This is a genomic window from Ascidiimonas meishanensis (assembly GCF_037782385.1).
Lineage (GTDB): Bacteria > Bacteroidota > Bacteroidia > Flavobacteriales > Flavobacteriaceae > Ascidiimonas > Ascidiimonas meishanensis.
On the sequence record NZ_JBBEXD010000001.1, the window covers coordinates 936,307 to 951,847 of the forward strand.

Genomic DNA, 15,541 nt, shown 5'->3' on the forward strand with positions numbered 1-15,541 from the left:
TTTATCTTATTACAAAACATTAAATACGGAAACTTAGGATTCCTAAATTGCTACGAAAAAAAATAAATGTTATGAAAAAATTCTTTGTGAGCGCAGGGCTTTTGTCTATTGCTGTTTTAACTTCATGCTCATCAGACAGTTCAGATAATACGACTATAATTGAACAAGACCCCGTGGTAGAAACTACGGAGCTAAAAGATCCGGCTTTTGAACAAAGTCTTATAGATCTTGGTTTTGATACCACATTAGACGGTAGTGTTCTGACCGCAAATATTGAAAATATTAGAGACCTTATTCTAAATGACAAAGGCATTACTGATTTAACGGGGATTGAAGATTTCATAAATCTAGAAAATCTTTGGGCAAATGATAATGCACTAACTACTCTTGATGTCTCCAATAATGGCAAATTGAAATTTATTTTTGTAGATAATAATGAGATTACATCTTTAGATGTAGCTAATCTCTCAAGCTTAGAAAAAATTGGAGCTGCAAATAATGGACTTTCATCTATTAATGTTTCAGGTAATTTAAATCTCCAATTACTCGTAATCCCAGATAATAATATAACCGCTATTGATGTCGCTAACAACAGCCAGCTTAATAGTTTTTCAGTAGTTAATAATCCATTAACTTGTATAAAGGTTAGTGCTTCAAGACTTAACAATATTCCATCTCAATGGGAAAAAGATGAAGAAGACACCTATGCAATCAGTTGTAACTAACCTCTACTATTTAATGGGTGTACATTTCAAAATGAAAGCTATTTTTTAGAAAGGGTAGCTCCCTTAATTTTTAGTATACTTAAACTCTTTAAATCCTAAATGTTTAAGTAATGTTCCATCTGCATAAAAGATATCTACATCGCATTTTACCATATGCTCCCCTGCCGATAAATTCAATTTATTATACGGCATAAAAACGGCTTTATCATTATATACTGTGCTTGCGTATGCTGGTGTCAAACTTTTCTTTAATTCAATCTGTCCAGAAATGTTTTTGTATGCAACATCAGAGGTTTTAAGAAAGTCCTCTCCTTTCATGAATCGAATAGTAAAGTAACATTTTTGTTTCTCCATATTATAAACAAAAAATTTGGTGTGAATTCGCATTCCATAATTTCCACTATCATCATAAACATCGTAATCTATCCATGTTTTCTCAAACTTAGCAGACACTTTAGATTTGTCTAAAGAGCTTGTGTTTACATAGGTGGTTTTAGTTTTATTACTGCTGCTACTGCTACTGCTATTACTATTAGAAGAAGAATTTACTTTAGTAGTACCTGTAGAAATTTTAATGTCATAAAAATTCCAGCAATTGGTTCCATCACAATCAACCTCTGTTAATGAATAAATATCATTAACATTCTTCAGTCGGTTAAAGAAAAGTTTGACATACTTTTTCTTATATGCTTTTAATTGTGCGCTTCCAAAACCTCCAGATAAGCTTCCCCCCCAACCCGTTTGACTTATCAATGCATATCTATTGCCTTTTTTGTCTGTTATAACATAAGGAGATTTTCCACTAGGAGCATGCAATGTACCGGAAGAATTGGAAGTTGGATTAAACTCCAACATGACTTCTGTCCATGCTTCAGTATTTTCAACTTCAACAATTTTAATGTAATTAGAGTAAGAAGTTCCTACAGTTATCTTATTTTGAGCATTAAGATTGAGGAACAAAAAAAATACTCCGCTAAATAGTAAGTTTTTCATTTGAGTGGTATGTTTTGTGGTAAAATTCAATTTAATAAAATAAATTTGTTACTGATAACTTATTTAGATAAAATACAAAATTTATCTTTTAATGACCAAAACTGCATAATACATTCAAATTGTTTTTAATCAATAAGTTAATAGGAGTAACCATATCTTTTAATAGTAAATTGAACGTATGAAAGCCGTTACCGTTAAACAATTAAAAACTGAATTACAACATCGCTCTGAAAAAGATCTTATTGATATTTGTCTTACGTTGGCCAAGTTCAAAAAAGAGACCAAAGAGCTTTTAACTTATCTTCTGTTTGAGGCCGATGATGAAACTGGATATATAAATAGTGTAAAGGAAGAAATTGATCTACAATTCAATTTAATTAATCTAAAATCTGTTTTCTACATTAAAAAGAGTGTACGGAAAATACTTAGATTGACTAAAAAGTACATTCGATATTCTAAAAACAAAGAAACCGAAATAGAACTCCTCTTATACTTCTGTATGAAAATAAGAGACTTTACGCCCAGTATTCTAAAAAACAGGGTATTATACAATATCTATGATCGCGAATTAAATGCAATTAGAAAAAAGATTTTACTGCTGCATGAAGACCTGCAATATGATTACACTAGAGAATTAGAGCAATTTGATTGATAGCGCTATTATTTTATGAGATTGATAACACTCTTATAAATAAAAAATAAATACCTTATCACTTTAAATTTGTCTTTAAATCATGAAAATATTTATTCATTTTTTTATTTTACTTATGATGTTGCCTACCCTAACTATTTTTGATTTTCATAAAAATGCTAACCTTGACAGATGGAATGTAGTTGATGATGTGGTGATGGGCGGACGGTCTAACGGTAACTTCTTTATTAATGAAAATGGACATGGTGTTTTTAAAGGTAACGTTTCCCTTGAAAATAATGGTGGATTTTCATCGGTAAGATATAGACCCGAAAGTATTGAAACCCAATCCTATAAATCTATTTTAATTCGTCTAAAAGGTGATGGTAACAGATACCAATTTAGAATAAAGTCAAATACTCAAGATTATTACTCCTATATTTCTTATTTTGAAACTAATACTGATTGGCAAATTATTGAAATTAATTTGAAGGATATGTATCCTACATTTAGGGGTAGAAAATTAGATATGCCCAAGTATTCTGATAATCAAATAAGCGAGATTGCTTTTCTTATCGGAAACAAGAAAGCTCAAGATTTTGAACTCGTTATAGACAAAATTACATTGCAATAAAACTATTAGCCTTTATTACGCACATAAACAAGTTTAAACCTGGTATTTCCTTGATCGCGTCTTTCTAATTCAAATTGGTTTAACGACTTAAATAAAGGAGTAAGCTTTTCAAAACCAAAATTTCTAGAATCAAAATTAGGTTGCTTTTTTAAGATGAGTGATCCTACATCTCCCAAAAAAGCCCAACCATCTTCGTCTGCTGCATCGTCTACAGAATTTCTTAATAATCTAATCACAGCTGGTGTGATTTTATCATAAGTACGTTTTTGCTTTTTACCATCGGCACCTTGTTTTTCAGTATCCGATTTAAGTATCTCAAGGTAAATAAACTTGTCACAAGCTACTATAAAAGGGTCTGGAGTCTTCTTTTCGCCAATTCCATATACTTTCATTCCTGCTTCCCGAAGCCTTGTTGCCAATTTTGTAAAATCACTATCCGATGATACTAGACAAAATCCATCTACTTTATCAGAATAAAGTATATCCATTGCATCTATAATCATGGCAGAATCTGTTGCATTTTTTCCAATAGTATAGCCGTATTGCTGAATAGGATTAATAGCATTTTCAAGCAACACATTCTTCCATTTAGACAAATGTGGTTTGGTCCAGTCGCCATAAATTCTTTTAATAGTTGGCGTTCCGTACTTCGTGATTTCTTCCATCATTTCCTTTACATATCTGGAAGGAATATTGTCGCCATCAATTAAAACGGCTAATTTAGTATCTACAATCATAGGCGTTAAAGATAAAAATAATAGCGTTTAAAGTATTTATTATTGATAAAATAAATAATTTTAGAGATCCTAAAGACATCCCAAAAAACAATATCTTCGTTTAAAATAATTTTTTGATTATCATACACTATTGTGGAAGAACCTGTACTGAAAAGAATTAACAAGTATTTAAGTGAAGTAGGATATTGTTCCCGTAGAGCCGCAGACAAGCTCATTGAAGAGGGAAGAGTAACTATTAATGGGGTGGTTCCAGAAAAAGGAACAAAAGTTGGCCCTAATGATGAAGTGCGCGTTTATGGAAAGTTAGTTAACGTACCACAAGAAAAATCAGTTTATATTGCATTTAATAAGCCCATAGGAATTGTTTGTACCACAGATACCAATGTAGAAAAAGACAATATTATTGATTATATTAAGTATCCCAAACGCATCTTTCCAATAGGAAGATTAGATAAACCTAGTGAAGGGCTTATCTTTTTAACGAATGATGGTGATATCGTTAACAAAATTCTAAGAGCAAGAAATGAGCATGAAAAAGAATATATTGTTACCGTAGATAAACCTGTAACTAAGCGCTTTCTGGAACAAATGAGTAATGGAGTACCCATTTTAGACACAGTAACCAGAAAATGTAAGGTGACAAAACTCGGTACTTTCAAGTTTAAAATTATTCTTACCCAAGGGCTTAATCGTCAAATAAGACGTATGTGTGAATACTTCAATTATGAAGTACTAAGCCTTAAACGCACCAGAATTATGAATGTCAAACTTGATGTACCAACAGGACAATGGAGAGATCTTACCGATAAAGAGCTTGAAGAAATTAATAGATTGGTTGCTAGTTCTACCAAAACACATCAATAACAAGCAATTATTTAAGGGCGTTTCTTACACAAAAAATATGCATTTAAACAGAACTTAATTTACTGCTAAAAGCAATTTTATCTTCATTATTTTGATTTTCAATAATTTGCTTTAAAAAAATACTTTGTTAAAAAAATCGCATAATTTCTGTAACTCCAATTTTTTAACACTACATTTGCACTAATATTATATTATAATTTATAACAATGAACAAAGGAACCGTAAAGTTTTTTAACGAAACTAAAGGATTTGGCTTTATCGCCGAAGAAGGATCAGGCAAAGAACATTTTGTACACATTTCAGGTTTAATCGATGAAATACGCGATGGAGATGAAGTAGAATTTGACTTGACAGAAGGAAAAAAAGGATTAAACGCAGTGAATGTAAAGGTGATTTAATATTTACGCTAAGACTTTTAAACGAAGGTTTGCTTAACGGCAAACCTTTTTTTATGGTGCCTTTTTGAATAGAAATACGCTATTATTTTTTATTTTTAATATTATTTCTATCCAGAAAATTTGAATTTAACACTACTTTCTAACCCTTCGTCAACAACCTTTTGTTAATTTCTTTTATCAAAGCAGGACCTTCATAAATAAACCCAGTATACAATTGTATTAAAGAAGCACCTGCTTCTAATTTCTCCAAAGCGTCTTCTGCATTATCAATACCTCCTACACCTATAATAGGAAAAGAATGCTTGCTTTTTTCTGCTAAAAAACGAATGACCTCAGTACTTCTCTTACCTAAAGGTTTACCGCTTAGCCCACCCGCTTCTTCTGTGATCTCTAAAGGAGATTTTAAACCATCTCGAGAAATTGTTGTATTGGTTGCAATTACACCCGCAATACCTGTAATTTTTACAATTTCTATAATATCAAGCAACTGTTCATCAGAAAGATCTGGCGCAATTTTAAGTAGAATAGGTTTTACCTTGGGTTTTAAATTGTTTTTATGCTGTAACGTATTTAGTAGTTTGGTAAGCGGTTCTTTATCTTGAAGATCTCTTAAATTTGGAGTGTTAGGTGAACTTACATTTACTACAAAATAATCCACATAATCAAATAAGGCATCAAAACAAAAGGTATAATCGTCAACAGCATTTTTATTGGGTGTTGCCTTGTTCTTTCCTATATTACCTCCTATAAGTACATTTTTATTCTTTTTTAATCGATTCACTGCATCCTTTACCCCACCATTATTAAAGCCCATTCGGTTAATAATAGCTTTATCTTCTTTTAATCTAAACAGCCTTTTCTTAGGATTACCCTGCTGGGGAAGAGGTGTCAGAGTTCCTATTTCTATAAAACCAAAACCAAAATCAGATAATTCATTAAACAATTTTGCATCCTTATCAAATCCTGCGGCCAGTCCAACAGGATTTTTGAAATGCAGACCAAATACATTTCTTTCTAGCTTCTTATCCGTTATTTGATATGTTTGTCTACATACCAAAGAGACTCCAGGAATACGGAAAACAAAACGAATTAATTTAAACGTAAAATGATGAACACTTTCTGGATCAAACAGAAAAAGGAAAGGCCTGATTAAATATTTATACATAGATATGTAAACATGAATTGCACAAAAATAATTCTTAATTAGTCCATAGCAAAGCTAGTATCTTATAAATTGTAGCTAGCTTATCAACAATGTACGGTTCTACCATAAAAGAGATCACTGACACTCATTTTTAGCTTTGCGTTGTTCTAAATTTTATTGAATAGTAGTATTTTTGAATAAACTAAATTCTTCCATGCAACAGCTCATTGATCGTTTTATTAAATACGTTAAAATAGATACACAATCAGACCCAGAATCAAAAACCACTCCTAGTACTAAAAAGCAGTGGGATCTTGCTCACAAATTGGTTTTAGACCTCATGGAAATAGGTATGCAGGAAGTTACCATAGATGATTATGGCTATATTATGGCTACTTTGCCATCTAATGTTGAAAATGAAGTGCCTGTAATTGGTTTTATTTCACATTTTGATACTACCCCAGATTATTCAGGAACTAATATAAATCCTCAAATTATCACTAATTATAATGGCGGGGATATTGTACTTAATAAGGAAAAAAACAAAATACTATCTCCAAAATACTTTGAAGACTTAAATCTATATAAAGGCCAGACGCTTATCACTACAGACGGAAATACCTTGCTTGGCGCAGATGATAAAGCAGGTATTACAGAGATTATAGAAGCCATGAAATTTCTTATTGAAAATCCGCAAATAAAGCATGGAACCATTCGTGTGGGGTTTACACCAGATGAAGAAATTGGTAGAGGTGCGCATAAATTTGATGTGGCTAAATTTGGTGCAAAATGGGCATACACTGTAGACGGAAGTCAGATAGGAGAATTGGAATATGAAAATTTCAATGCTGCGAGCGTTAAAATAAGTATTGACGGAAAGAGTGTGCACCCAGGATATGCAAAAGATAAAATGATTAATGCTGTTCTTATTGCTAACGAATTTTTAAGTCTGCTGCCGAAAACAGAAGTTCCACAGAAAACTGAAGGAAGAGAAGGTTTTTTCCATTTTTATGATCTTAAAGCAGGAGTTGAGCATGCAACTATTGAAGGGATTGTGCGAGACCATGACAAAGAAAAATTTGAAGCCAGAAAAGAACTTCTTTTGCAAATAGCTGATGATTTAAATACTCAATATGAAAATGCAGTAAAGGTTATTATTAAGGATCAATACTTTAATATGAAAGAAAAAGTAACCCCTGTATTTCATATTGTATCTATTGCGGAAGAAGCAATGAAAGCCGTTGGAATAGAGCCCATTATTAAACCCATTAGAGGAGGCACAGATGGCTCTCAACTTTCTTATATGGGCTTGCCTTGCCCTAATATTTTTGCAGGAGGGCATAATTTTCATGGTCCCTATGAATATGTACCCGTTGAAAGCATGCAAAAGGCTGTAGAAGTTATTGTGAAAATTTGTGAATTAACCACTTCTAGCGATTTCAATTAAAATTGTTATATTTGTTTTGCCCAAATCTTAACAAATGCATGAAGTAGCTATACTCCAATTGCGGAAAAACCTCGATGTTTTCCTGAACCTTATTAAAAATGTTAGTGAAGAACAACGCCTTTGGCGCAAAACAGAAGATGCATTCAGCATGCACGATATTCTTTGCCATTTATATGAGTTAGAAATTAATTACTACAGATCACAAACAGATTGGTTACTTTCCAATTCCGAACAGCCATTGCCTGAAATTCAGACACAAAATTGGCGATATTCTAAAATGTATGCTTCTAAAGACTACCGTATTACGTTAAGAAGGTTCGTAATTGAACGTGAAGCTTCGGTACGTTGGTTGTTAGCTATTGACGAAACTCAATGGGAGCGTTCTTTTCTTGACCCGAAGTTAGGGAAACTTTCTGCCAAGTTATTTTTGATGAATTGGCTTGATAATGATTATACACAACTTCAAAAGATCATTAAGCTCAAATATGAATATTTAAACATTTCCTCGGCACAACAACAACCTTTGCGGTTTGCAGGAAATTTTTAGTTTTTTGTATCTTTATAGGTAACAATATCAATACTTATGAATGCTGTTAATTCTGTAGAATCATTTTTTAAAAATGATATGTTTTTTAAAAAAGAATTACAAATACTCAGAGAAATTTTATTGAATTGTGATCTTGAAGAAACACTAAAGTGGAATGGCCCGGTTTATACCTACCAGAAAAAAAATATTGTGGGAATTGGCTGCTTTAAAAGTTATGTTGGTTTGTGGTTTTTTCAAGGAGTTCTTCTTTCTGACCCCTATAAAGTACTGGTAAATGCACAAGCAGATAAAACAATTGCTATGCGGCAATTAAGATTCACACCTAACAGTACTATTAATAAACTGTTGATTACTGAATATGTACTGGAAGCCATTCAAAACTGTAAAGACGGAAAGCATCTTAAGCCCCAAAGGAAAAAGCCATTCCAAATTCCAGAGAGGCTAAAAAATATATTGAAAGCAGACGAAAAAACAGAAAAAGCATTTCATCAGCTTTCATTAACACAGAAAAGAGAGTTTGCAGCGTATCTTAGCACAGCAAAGAAAGAAGTTACTTTAAAAAAACGTATTGAAAAAATTATCCCTCTTATTCAAAAAGGTATTGGTCTGAATGATAAATACAGATAAACTAGGGCTTAGGAAGTTTCCATCCATTATGATATCTGGCTTTCATTAATTTATTTGCTTTACCACTTGCAAATCTTTTTATCTCTCCATTCCAATGAATCCGTTTTCCAGTTCTAAAAGCGATATTACCAAGTTGTGAAATAATTGCAGCATCATAGCCAATTTGGATAGGAGCATTTAAGAGGGAGGCATTATCAGATTTCATTGCCTCCAAAAAATTCTTTGTGTGACTGTCCAATCCATTTCCTACTCCTTTCTGGAGTTCAATTTTTTCCATTTTATCTCCTTCTGGAATTACTTCCCATCCTCTTCTATCTAAAATAAGCGTTCCATTATTGCCTAGAAAAGCAATTCCGTGATCTCTGCCGTAATTACCCCCACCAATTCCCATAGCATGCTCCCAAAGCAAAGAGAATGTTCCAAAATCATAAATTGTTTGTAATGTATCTGGGGCTTCCTGTGCATCATCTGGATAGGCAAACTTCCCTCCCATTGACATCACAGAATTGGGGTGCACTGCTTTCATACCATAAAGTGCATAGTCTAATAAATGCACTCCCCAGTCTGTCATAAGACCCCCGGCATAATCCCAAAACCACCTAAAATTAAAATGAAACCGATTGGAATTAAATGGTCTGTCTGGAGCAGGCCCCAGCCACATTTTATAATCTACCCCATTTGGAATAGATGTATCTGCAACTATGGGTAAGGGATTCATCCAGCCCATATACGCCCATGATTTCACCAATCTTATTTCCCCGAGTTTTCCTGTATGTACAAAATTAATTGCGTCCTCAAAATGGGGTTCACTTCTTTGCCACTGTCCTATTTGAACTATGCTATCACTTTCTTTAACTGCATCAAGCATTATAGCTGCTTCTTGCATACTATTTGCAATAGGTTTTTCGCAATATGCATGTTTACCGGCGCTTAAAGCATCAGTGAGTTGTAAACAATGCCAATGATCTGGAGTTCCAATGATAACCGCATCCACATCTTTATCTTCTAATAACAACCGATAATCTGTATACCATTTGGGTTTTTTAATCCCAGCTTTTGCCAGATCATCACTTCGTTTTTCCAATACCCTGATATCTATATCGCATAACGCCACTACAGATGCTTCACTATTTTTAAGTACCGATATTAGATTTGAAAATCCCATGCCTTTACAACCTATCAAGCCAATTTGGATACGATCATTAGGCCCAACATACTTCCTGTAACTTGCCAATAGTTCTACTGGAAACAACATAGAAGCTCCTGTGCCTAGCATAACTAAAGAACTTTTTTTGATAAAACCTCTTCTGGTATAATACATATTCATAAGGTATTAAAAAGATTGTGATGCTTTAAGTTACTTAATTTTTAAGATATTAGTTATAAAATTTAGGCATAAAAAAAAGCGTTCATTTATATGAACGCCTTCTTAAAGATATTTGTTTTTGTTTTATTTTTTGGCAGGCACTTTTAGTTTTGACGACAGCTCCATTGAGATGGCTGATCGTTCAAATTTAATTTTACCAGCCGTAGTTTCTAAAATACAGGTGCCGTCTTCATTAAGATCTAATACTTTAGCATGCACTCCGCTTTTAGTAATGACTCTATCTCCCTTTCTAAGTTCATTTGCAAATTTCTTTTCGTCTTTTTGACGCTTCATTTGTGGTCTTATCATAAAGAAATAAACCACTGCAAACATAAGTATAAAAGGAGCAAACGAGTTGAGTGTTTCCATCAAAATAGTTTAAATTATATTATTTATTGTAGCACAGGACTCGCTGCTGCATTTTTTGGAGTAACAAAAGCCTTAATCATTAATGTTTCAGAACCTTTCTCCGTATTCGCTGTAACCGTTACTGTTTTAGTTACCTGATTTGCACCGTTTCCATTAAACTTAACTAAAAGTTCACCAGACTCCCCAGGAGCTATAGGCGTATCTTTAGGATAGCTAGGCACTGTACAACCACAACTACTTTTAGCATCTGTAATAATTAATGGCCCATTACCAGTGTTGGTAAATGTAAAGGTCGTTTCAACCGGAGTACCTTGATCAATGGTGCCAAAATCATGTTCTGCTTTATCAAAGGACATTACAGGCACTAACTTAGCTGCTTCATCTCTTTTTGCTGCGGTTTCAACATTTTCGGTCTTGATTTTACTTGTAGCATCTTCTTTTTTACAAGACGTAAACACTACTACCGCCATCATTCCAAGAATAAAAAAAGTTTTTTTCATTATTCAATTTTTAAATTTATGGTTAAAATTACTAATTATTTTTCTACATTAAGCCTCTACCGGTCTTATTTAACGAATTCTCAATCTTATACTCTTTCACCAATTTATCTAATATTCCATTAATAAAAATACTGCTTTTAGGTGTAGAATACTCTTTGGCGATTTCAAGATACTCATTCATGGTTACCTTCACGGGAATTGAAGGGAAAAACTTAAACTCACTAATAGCCATTTTTAATAGAATTGCATCAATTTCTGTAATTCTTTCCATATCCCAATTAGGAGTTCTGCCCTCTATTTCGGCTAAGAGTTTGTCATCATTTAAAACCGTTTTCCGGAAGAGTTGTATTGCAAACTCTTTATCATCTGCATCTTTATATAAACGAGGCATTAACCAATCTTGCGCTGCATTTTCCTTTACTTTCCTAAACATTTTAAGAATCATTGTATTTACCAAAGGCAAATCATCAACCCAAGTTAATCTGCTATCTTCAATATAATCATAAAGTTTATCATCAACTGCCACTATTTCTTTGTAAACATCAATAATAAATTTAACATCTTCTTTGAAACCTTCCCGATTAGATTCCATATAATTTTTATAAATTTCACTTTCCTTAATTTTTTGGAAAATGATCTTTATATAATCCTGTTCTATATCCCATTCTGTAAGTTTTCGCTTTTTCGCAGCGTCATGCAACAATTTATTATCTGTCAATAACCTGAGTAATTTATTATCAACAAACTTCCTGTTGGGATTTTTTTCTTCTTCTGTAGCCAGGTATTTTTTACTGGAAACATTTAAATACTCATCTGCTTTGAACTGAAGGGCTACTAGGAGATTCATTAATTCTAGGTAGAGATTGTACATGCTCTCCATGCTATACGAAATAAATTTTTCTTCCTTGGCAAGATCTGTATTATTAGATTGCCTAAACGCATAGATAGATTGCATTACTTTGACTCTGATATGCCTTCTTGTTAACATAGATAAGAACTTAAAAATAAGGACGAAAGTGCTTCTTTCGTCCCGCAAAAATAGTATTATTTTATAAAAACCATATATTTATTTCTCTAATTTTCGAGCATCAATTCTGGATTTAGCAATACTTAAAGCTGCTTCATGAGTAGTACAGCCAATAGCATTGGCATGTGCAAAGATTTCAAGTGTGGTATTATAGATATTTTCAGTTTTACGAATAATTTCATTCTTGCCATATCCTTCTAATTCTGCATATACATTTATGATGCCCCCGGCATTGATTAAAAAGTCTGGGGCATACACAATACCCCGTTGAAGTAATAGCTTACCATGTGTGCTTTCATCTGCCAACTGATTATTAGCTGCTCCTGCAACTACTTTTGCTTTAAGTCTGGAGATACTCGCATCATTTAATGTGGCTCCTAAAGCACAGGGAGCATAAACATCCACTTCTGCACTAAAGAGATCTGCTCCATTAAAAATTTCTGCTCCATATTGATCTCTTACCCTTTCTAAACGCTGCTGATTGATATCTGTAATAATTACATTTGCACCTTCTGCCACCAGATGGGCTACTAAAGTTTCGCCTACGTGCCCTACACCTTGAACCAATACTTTTTTACCTGATAAGTTATCGGTTCCAAATTGATGATTCACTGCTGCTTTTAGTCCCATAAAAACACCATAAGCCGTAATAGGTGATGGATTTCCTGCTCCACCTAAAGATTCTGAAATACCCGTTACATAAGGCGTAACCTCTCTTACCAAATCCATATCTGTGGTTTCCATACCTACATCTTCTGCCGTAATGTACTTTCCACTTAAGGAATGCACATAAGCTGCAAAACTTTTCATTAACTCCGGTGTTTTGTGAGTTTTAGCGTCTCCAATGATAACAGCCTTTCCTCCACCTAAATTTAAACCTGTTATTGCTGCTTTAAAGGTCATGCCCCTAGACAGTCTTAATACATCATTAAGAGCCTCCCATTCATTTTGGTAAGCCCACATTCTAGTGCCTCCCAAGGCAGGACCTAGTACCGTATTATGAATTCCAATTATTGCTTTTAAACCTGTATCTTTGTCATTACAGAAAACGATCTGTTCATGATTATCAAAGGAAAGTTGACCGAAAACCGGATCAACTTTTTTAAGTTCTGTAGTAGTAAGGACTTCAGATGTCATAGTTGTATCTCATTAAAAAGGTTATTTTAATAAATTTTGAATTTCGTAAAAATAAAGGGTAAAAATAATAAATAATATAATTTTAATCTTTATTTATATTAAAAATTACGAATTTCATAATTTTAAAGTCGCTAATCCCATGAATGAACTCAAATATATTAATAAGTATTTCTCTAAATACAAGTACAAATTACTTATAGGTATTCTTATCACCATAGTTGCCCGTATTTTTTCATTGGTAGTACCTCCCTACGTAAAAAAATCTATTGAAACCGTTGAAAAATATATACGAAACCCTAAAGAGGTTCCTTTTGTTGAGGATCTTTTAATGGAATATATTTTAGTGATTATAGGTGCAGCACTACTTTCTGGTTTTTTTACCTTTCTCATGCGTCAAACTATTATCAACGTTTCACGATACATTGAATTTGACCTTAAAAACGAAATTTTCAAACAATATGAACGTTTGTCGCTCAATTTTTACAAACAAAACCGTACGGGTGATTTAATGAATCGAATAAGCGAAGACGTAGGTCAAGTGCGGATGTACGCAGGACCTGCTATTATGTATAGCATTCAAACTATTACGTTGTTTGTTTGTGTAATTCCTCTAATGTTTTACTCATCTCCTAGTATGACAATGTACTCGCTATTACCGCTACCTATACTCTCTTTTCTTATATATAAAATAAGCAGAATTATTCATAAAAGAAGTACCGTTGTACAGCAATACCTTTCTAAACTATCTACATTCTCACAAGAGTCTTTTTCCGGAATTTCTGTAATTAAAGCGTATGGTATTGAGGAACGAATCAATGAAGAACTAGAAATGCTAGCTAATGATGGAAAGGATAAAAGTATGGATCTTGTGCGAGTGAATGCATGGTTTATGCCCTTGATGGCATTACTAATTGGTATCAGTACTATTTTTGTGATTTGGATTGGAGGCAGACTTTACATTAAAGGAGAAATTGAATCTATTGCTGTTATTGCAGAATTTATCATTTATGTAAACTATCTTACCTGGCCGGTGGCTACCGTAGGATGGGTTACTTCCATTGTAAAAAGAGCAGAAGCCTCCCAAGAGCGTATCAATGAATTTCTAGGACAAACTCCTCAAATTCAAAATGAGGTAGAAAAAATTACTCCTGTAGCGGGTAAAATTGAATTTAAAAATGTCTCTTTTACTTATGAAGATACAGAAATAACAGCTTTGAAAAAGCTATCCTTTGTTGCCGAACAGGGAAAAACTACCGCTATAATTGGCAGAACAGGATCTGGCAAGTCTACTATTCTAGATCTTGTAGGAAGACTATATGATGCTACCGAGGGAACTATTTTAATAGACGATAATCCTATTAAAAATTTAAATCTTTACAGTGTTAGAAACGCAATAGGCGCCGTACCACAAGACGCTTTCTTATTTTCAGACACCATAGGAAATAACATAAGATTTGGAAAGGAAAATGCAACGCAGGAAGAAATTATGTCGGTAGCAAAAAAAGCAGCTGTTCATGAAAATATTATGGCTTTTACAAAGCAATACGATACGATACTTGGAGAAAGAGGTATTACACTAAGTGGAGGCCAAAAACAACGAATCTCTATTGCTAGAGCACTTATAAAAGACCCTAAAATATTTCTTTTTGATGATTGTCTTTCTGCAGTAGATACCGAAACAGAAGAAGAAATTCTTTCCAATTTAGAGAATGCCATTGAAAGTAAAACAACGCTTATTGTAAGCCATAGAATTTCTACAGTTAAAAATGCAGATCTTATTCTGGTGCTTGAGGATGGAAAAGTTGTGCAACAAGGAACTCATAATCAACTCATAAGCACAAATGGATACTACAAAGAGCTCTATCTTAATCAACTATCTGAAAAAGAATGATAAAAATAGTTGTTTCATTAAGATTTTTTTCACATTTTTGATTCACAACATTATATCAACCAAAATTAAAGAAGGATTATGAGCGAAAAAGAATTATTAGAGAAGGATGAAATATTCTCTAAGGTACTTAGAGCAGGCAGAAGAACATATTTCTTTGATGTAAGATCCACAAAAGCAGGCGATTACTATCTTACGATTACAGAAAGTAAGAAGTTTACGCATGATGATGGTTCATTTCATTACAAAAAGCATAAAATCTATCTGTACAAAGAGGATTTTCAATCATTCAAGGAAATCCTTGGTGAAATGACGGATTATGTGATTAGCCATAAAGGCGAAGAGGTAATTTCTGAAAGACATCAAAAAGATTACAAGAAAGAAACTTATGAAGATGACAATTCGGTTTCAAGTGAAACTGATAGTTTTACCGATATAAGTTTCGAAGATATTTAGTACCATCTGTACTTTTAAAAAACAAACCGCTTTACTCTGAAGCGGTTTTTT

General features: G+C 33.1%; 18 protein-coding genes. 10 read left to right on the forward strand and 8 right to left on the reverse strand.

Going from position 1 to position 15,541, the window contains the following annotated elements:
• The first annotated feature begins 71 nt into the window (after positions 1-71).
• Entirely contained in the window at positions 72-725 is a 654-nt protein-coding gene (locus WBG07_RS04095) for a leucine-rich repeat domain-containing protein (RefSeq protein WP_340199215.1), read from the forward strand.
• A 63-nt stretch (positions 726-788) separates the two neighbouring features.
• Here the strand turns inward: WBG07_RS04095 and WBG07_RS04100 are convergent, their stop codons facing one another.
• On the reverse strand, positions 789-1,718 hold the full coding sequence (locus WBG07_RS04100; protein WP_340199216.1) for a hypothetical protein: 930 nt from the start codon (positions 1,716-1,718) through the stop codon (positions 789-791).
• A gap of 178 nt (positions 1,719-1,896) precedes the next feature.
• On the opposite strand from WBG07_RS04100, the gene WBG07_RS04105 reads away from it, so the two are divergent.
• On the forward strand, positions 1,897-2,370 hold the full coding sequence (locus WBG07_RS04105) for a hypothetical protein (protein WP_340199217.1): 474 nt from the start codon (positions 1,897-1,899) through the stop codon (positions 2,368-2,370).
• An 82-nt stretch (positions 2,371-2,452) separates the two neighbouring features.
• Positions 2,453-2,983 (forward strand): CIA30 family protein, encoded by a 531-nt coding sequence (locus tag WBG07_RS04110; protein WP_340199218.1) that lies wholly within the window; start codon positions 2,453-2,455, stop codon positions 2,981-2,983.
• A 5-nt stretch (positions 2,984-2,988) separates the two neighbouring features.
• Here the strand turns inward: WBG07_RS04110 and WBG07_RS04115 are convergent, their stop codons facing one another.
• Positions 2,989-3,720, reverse strand: coding sequence for an NYN domain-containing protein (locus WBG07_RS04115; protein ID WP_340199219.1), 732 nt, complete (start codon positions 3,718-3,720; stop codon positions 2,989-2,991).
• Between the two features lie 132 nt (positions 3,721-3,852).
• On the opposite strand from WBG07_RS04115, the gene rluF reads away from it, so the two are divergent.
• Both rluF and WBG07_RS04125 read left to right on the forward strand, forming a co-directional pair.
• Positions 3,853-4,584 carry a 23S rRNA pseudouridine(2604) synthase RluF gene (rluF, locus tag WBG07_RS04120; RefSeq protein WP_340199220.1) on the forward strand — a complete coding sequence of 244 codons (732 nt, stop codon included), beginning with the start codon at positions 3,853-3,855 and terminating at the stop codon, positions 4,582-4,584.
• A 206-nt stretch (positions 4,585-4,790) separates the two neighbouring features.
• Entirely contained in the window at positions 4,791-4,982 is a 192-nt protein-coding gene (locus tag WBG07_RS04125) for a cold-shock protein (protein ID WP_340199221.1), read from the forward strand.
• A 139-nt stretch (positions 4,983-5,121) separates the two neighbouring features.
• On the opposite strand, the gene WBG07_RS04130 is transcribed toward WBG07_RS04125, so the two are convergent.
• Positions 5,122-6,147: a quinone-dependent dihydroorotate dehydrogenase gene (locus WBG07_RS04130; protein ID WP_340199222.1), complete on the reverse strand. Its 1,026-nt coding sequence runs from the start codon at positions 6,145-6,147 to the stop codon at positions 5,122-5,124.
• A 193-nt stretch (positions 6,148-6,340) separates the two neighbouring features.
• Here WBG07_RS04130 and pepT point away from each other — a divergent pair, with 193 nt between their 5' ends.
• The 3 genes from pepT to WBG07_RS04145 are packed head-to-tail and all read left to right on the forward strand — an operon-like array spanning position 6,341 to position 8,747.
• The gene (gene pepT / locus WBG07_RS04135) at positions 6,341-7,573 is read left to right on the forward strand and encodes a peptidase T (protein WP_340199223.1); all 1,233 of its coding nucleotides are present in this window, start codon (positions 6,341-6,343) and stop codon (positions 7,571-7,573) included.
• Positions 7,574-7,607: 34 nt separating this feature from the next.
• The gene (locus WBG07_RS04140; RefSeq protein WP_340199224.1) at positions 7,608-8,120 is read left to right on the forward strand and encodes a DinB family protein; all 513 of its coding nucleotides are present in this window, start codon (positions 7,608-7,610) and stop codon (positions 8,118-8,120) included.
• Positions 8,121-8,156: 36 nt separating this feature from the next.
• Positions 8,157-8,747, forward strand: a complete 591-nt coding sequence (locus WBG07_RS04145) for a YdeI/OmpD-associated family protein (protein WP_340199225.1) — start codon at positions 8,157-8,159, stop codon at positions 8,745-8,747.
• A gap of 1 nt (position 8,748) precedes the next feature.
• Here WBG07_RS04145 and WBG07_RS04150 read toward each other — a convergent pair whose 3' ends face one another.
• From WBG07_RS04150 to WBG07_RS04170, 5 genes are all read right to left on the reverse strand, one after another.
• A complete protein-coding gene (locus tag WBG07_RS04150; protein WP_340199226.1) occupies positions 8,749-10,068 on the reverse strand; it encodes a Gfo/Idh/MocA family protein in 1,320 nt (439 codons plus the stop codon).
• Between the two features lie 129 nt (positions 10,069-10,197).
• Complete coding sequence (yajC, locus tag WBG07_RS04155) at positions 10,198-10,482, reverse strand: preprotein translocase subunit YajC (protein WP_340199227.1); 285 nt, start codon at positions 10,480-10,482, stop codon at positions 10,198-10,200.
• Positions 10,483-10,505: 23 nt separating this feature from the next.
• The gene (locus tag WBG07_RS04160; protein WP_340199228.1) at positions 10,506-10,982 is read right to left on the reverse strand and encodes a DUF1573 domain-containing protein; all 477 of its coding nucleotides are present in this window, start codon (positions 10,980-10,982) and stop codon (positions 10,506-10,508) included.
• A 43-nt stretch (positions 10,983-11,025) separates the two neighbouring features.
• Positions 11,026-11,970, reverse strand: a complete 945-nt coding sequence (gene nusB / locus WBG07_RS04165) for a transcription antitermination factor NusB (protein ID WP_340199229.1) — start codon at positions 11,968-11,970, stop codon at positions 11,026-11,028.
• Positions 11,971-12,048: 78 nt separating this feature from the next.
• Positions 12,049-13,146, reverse strand: coding sequence for a Glu/Leu/Phe/Val family dehydrogenase (locus WBG07_RS04170; protein ID WP_340199230.1), 1,098 nt, complete (start codon positions 13,144-13,146; stop codon positions 12,049-12,051).
• 139 nt (positions 13,147-13,285) lie between these two features.
• Between WBG07_RS04170 and WBG07_RS04175 the strand changes: the two genes are divergently transcribed.
• Positions 13,286-15,037, forward strand: coding sequence for an ABC transporter ATP-binding protein (locus WBG07_RS04175; RefSeq protein WP_340199231.1), 1,752 nt, complete (start codon positions 13,286-13,288; stop codon positions 15,035-15,037).
• Between the two features lie 78 nt (positions 15,038-15,115).
• Complete coding sequence (locus WBG07_RS04180; RefSeq protein WP_340199232.1) at positions 15,116-15,490, forward strand: PUR family DNA/RNA-binding protein; 375 nt, start codon at positions 15,116-15,118, stop codon at positions 15,488-15,490.
• Positions 15,491-15,541: the final 51 nt, after the last annotated feature.

What these genes read in the sequence shown, in the direction of transcription:
- WBG07_RS04150 (WP_340199226.1), bottom strand. Translation starts at nt 10,068, where the DNA reads ATGTATTATACCAGAAGAGGTTTTATCAAAAAAAGTTCTTTAGTTATG.
- WBG07_RS04175 (WP_340199231.1), top strand. Translation starts at nt 13,286, where the DNA reads ATGAATGAACTCAAATATATTAATAAGTATTTCTCTAAATACAAGTAC.
- WBG07_RS04105 (WP_340199217.1), top strand. Translation starts at nt 1,897, where the DNA reads ATGAAAGCCGTTACCGTTAAACAATTAAAAACTGAATTACAACATCGC.
- WBG07_RS04170 (WP_340199230.1), bottom strand. Translation starts at nt 13,146, where the DNA reads ATGACATCTGAAGTCCTTACTACTACAGAACTTAAAAAAGTTGATCCG.
- WBG07_RS04130 (WP_340199222.1), bottom strand. Translation starts at nt 6,147, where the DNA reads ATGTATAAATATTTAATCAGGCCTTTCCTTTTTCTGTTTGATCCAGAA.
- WBG07_RS04160 (WP_340199228.1), bottom strand. Translation starts at nt 10,982, where the DNA reads ATGAAAAAAACTTTTTTTATTCTTGGAATGATGGCGGTAGTAGTGTTT.
- WBG07_RS04115 (WP_340199219.1), bottom strand. Translation starts at nt 3,720, where the DNA reads ATGATTGTAGATACTAAATTAGCCGTTTTAATTGATGGCGACAATATT.
- WBG07_RS04140 (WP_340199224.1), top strand. Translation starts at nt 7,608, where the DNA reads ATGCATGAAGTAGCTATACTCCAATTGCGGAAAAACCTCGATGTTTTC.
- WBG07_RS04095 (WP_340199215.1), top strand. Translation starts at nt 72, where the DNA reads ATGAAAAAATTCTTTGTGAGCGCAGGGCTTTTGTCTATTGCTGTTTTA.
- WBG07_RS04110 (WP_340199218.1), top strand. Translation starts at nt 2,453, where the DNA reads ATGAAAATATTTATTCATTTTTTTATTTTACTTATGATGTTGCCTACC.
- pepT (WP_340199223.1), top strand. Translation starts at nt 6,341, where the DNA reads ATGCAACAGCTCATTGATCGTTTTATTAAATACGTTAAAATAGATACA.
- yajC (WP_340199227.1), bottom strand. Translation starts at nt 10,482, where the DNA reads ATGGAAACACTCAACTCGTTTGCTCCTTTTATACTTATGTTTGCAGTG.
- WBG07_RS04100 (WP_340199216.1), bottom strand. Translation starts at nt 1,718, where the DNA reads ATGAAAAACTTACTATTTAGCGGAGTATTTTTTTTGTTCCTCAATCTT.
- WBG07_RS04180 (WP_340199232.1), top strand. Translation starts at nt 15,116, where the DNA reads ATGAGCGAAAAAGAATTATTAGAGAAGGATGAAATATTCTCTAAGGTA.
- nusB (WP_340199229.1), bottom strand. Translation starts at nt 11,970, where the DNA reads ATGTTAACAAGAAGGCATATCAGAGTCAAAGTAATGCAATCTATCTAT.
- WBG07_RS04125 (WP_340199221.1), top strand. Translation starts at nt 4,791, where the DNA reads ATGAACAAAGGAACCGTAAAGTTTTTTAACGAAACTAAAGGATTTGGC.
- WBG07_RS04145 (WP_340199225.1), top strand. Translation starts at nt 8,157, where the DNA reads ATGAATGCTGTTAATTCTGTAGAATCATTTTTTAAAAATGATATGTTT.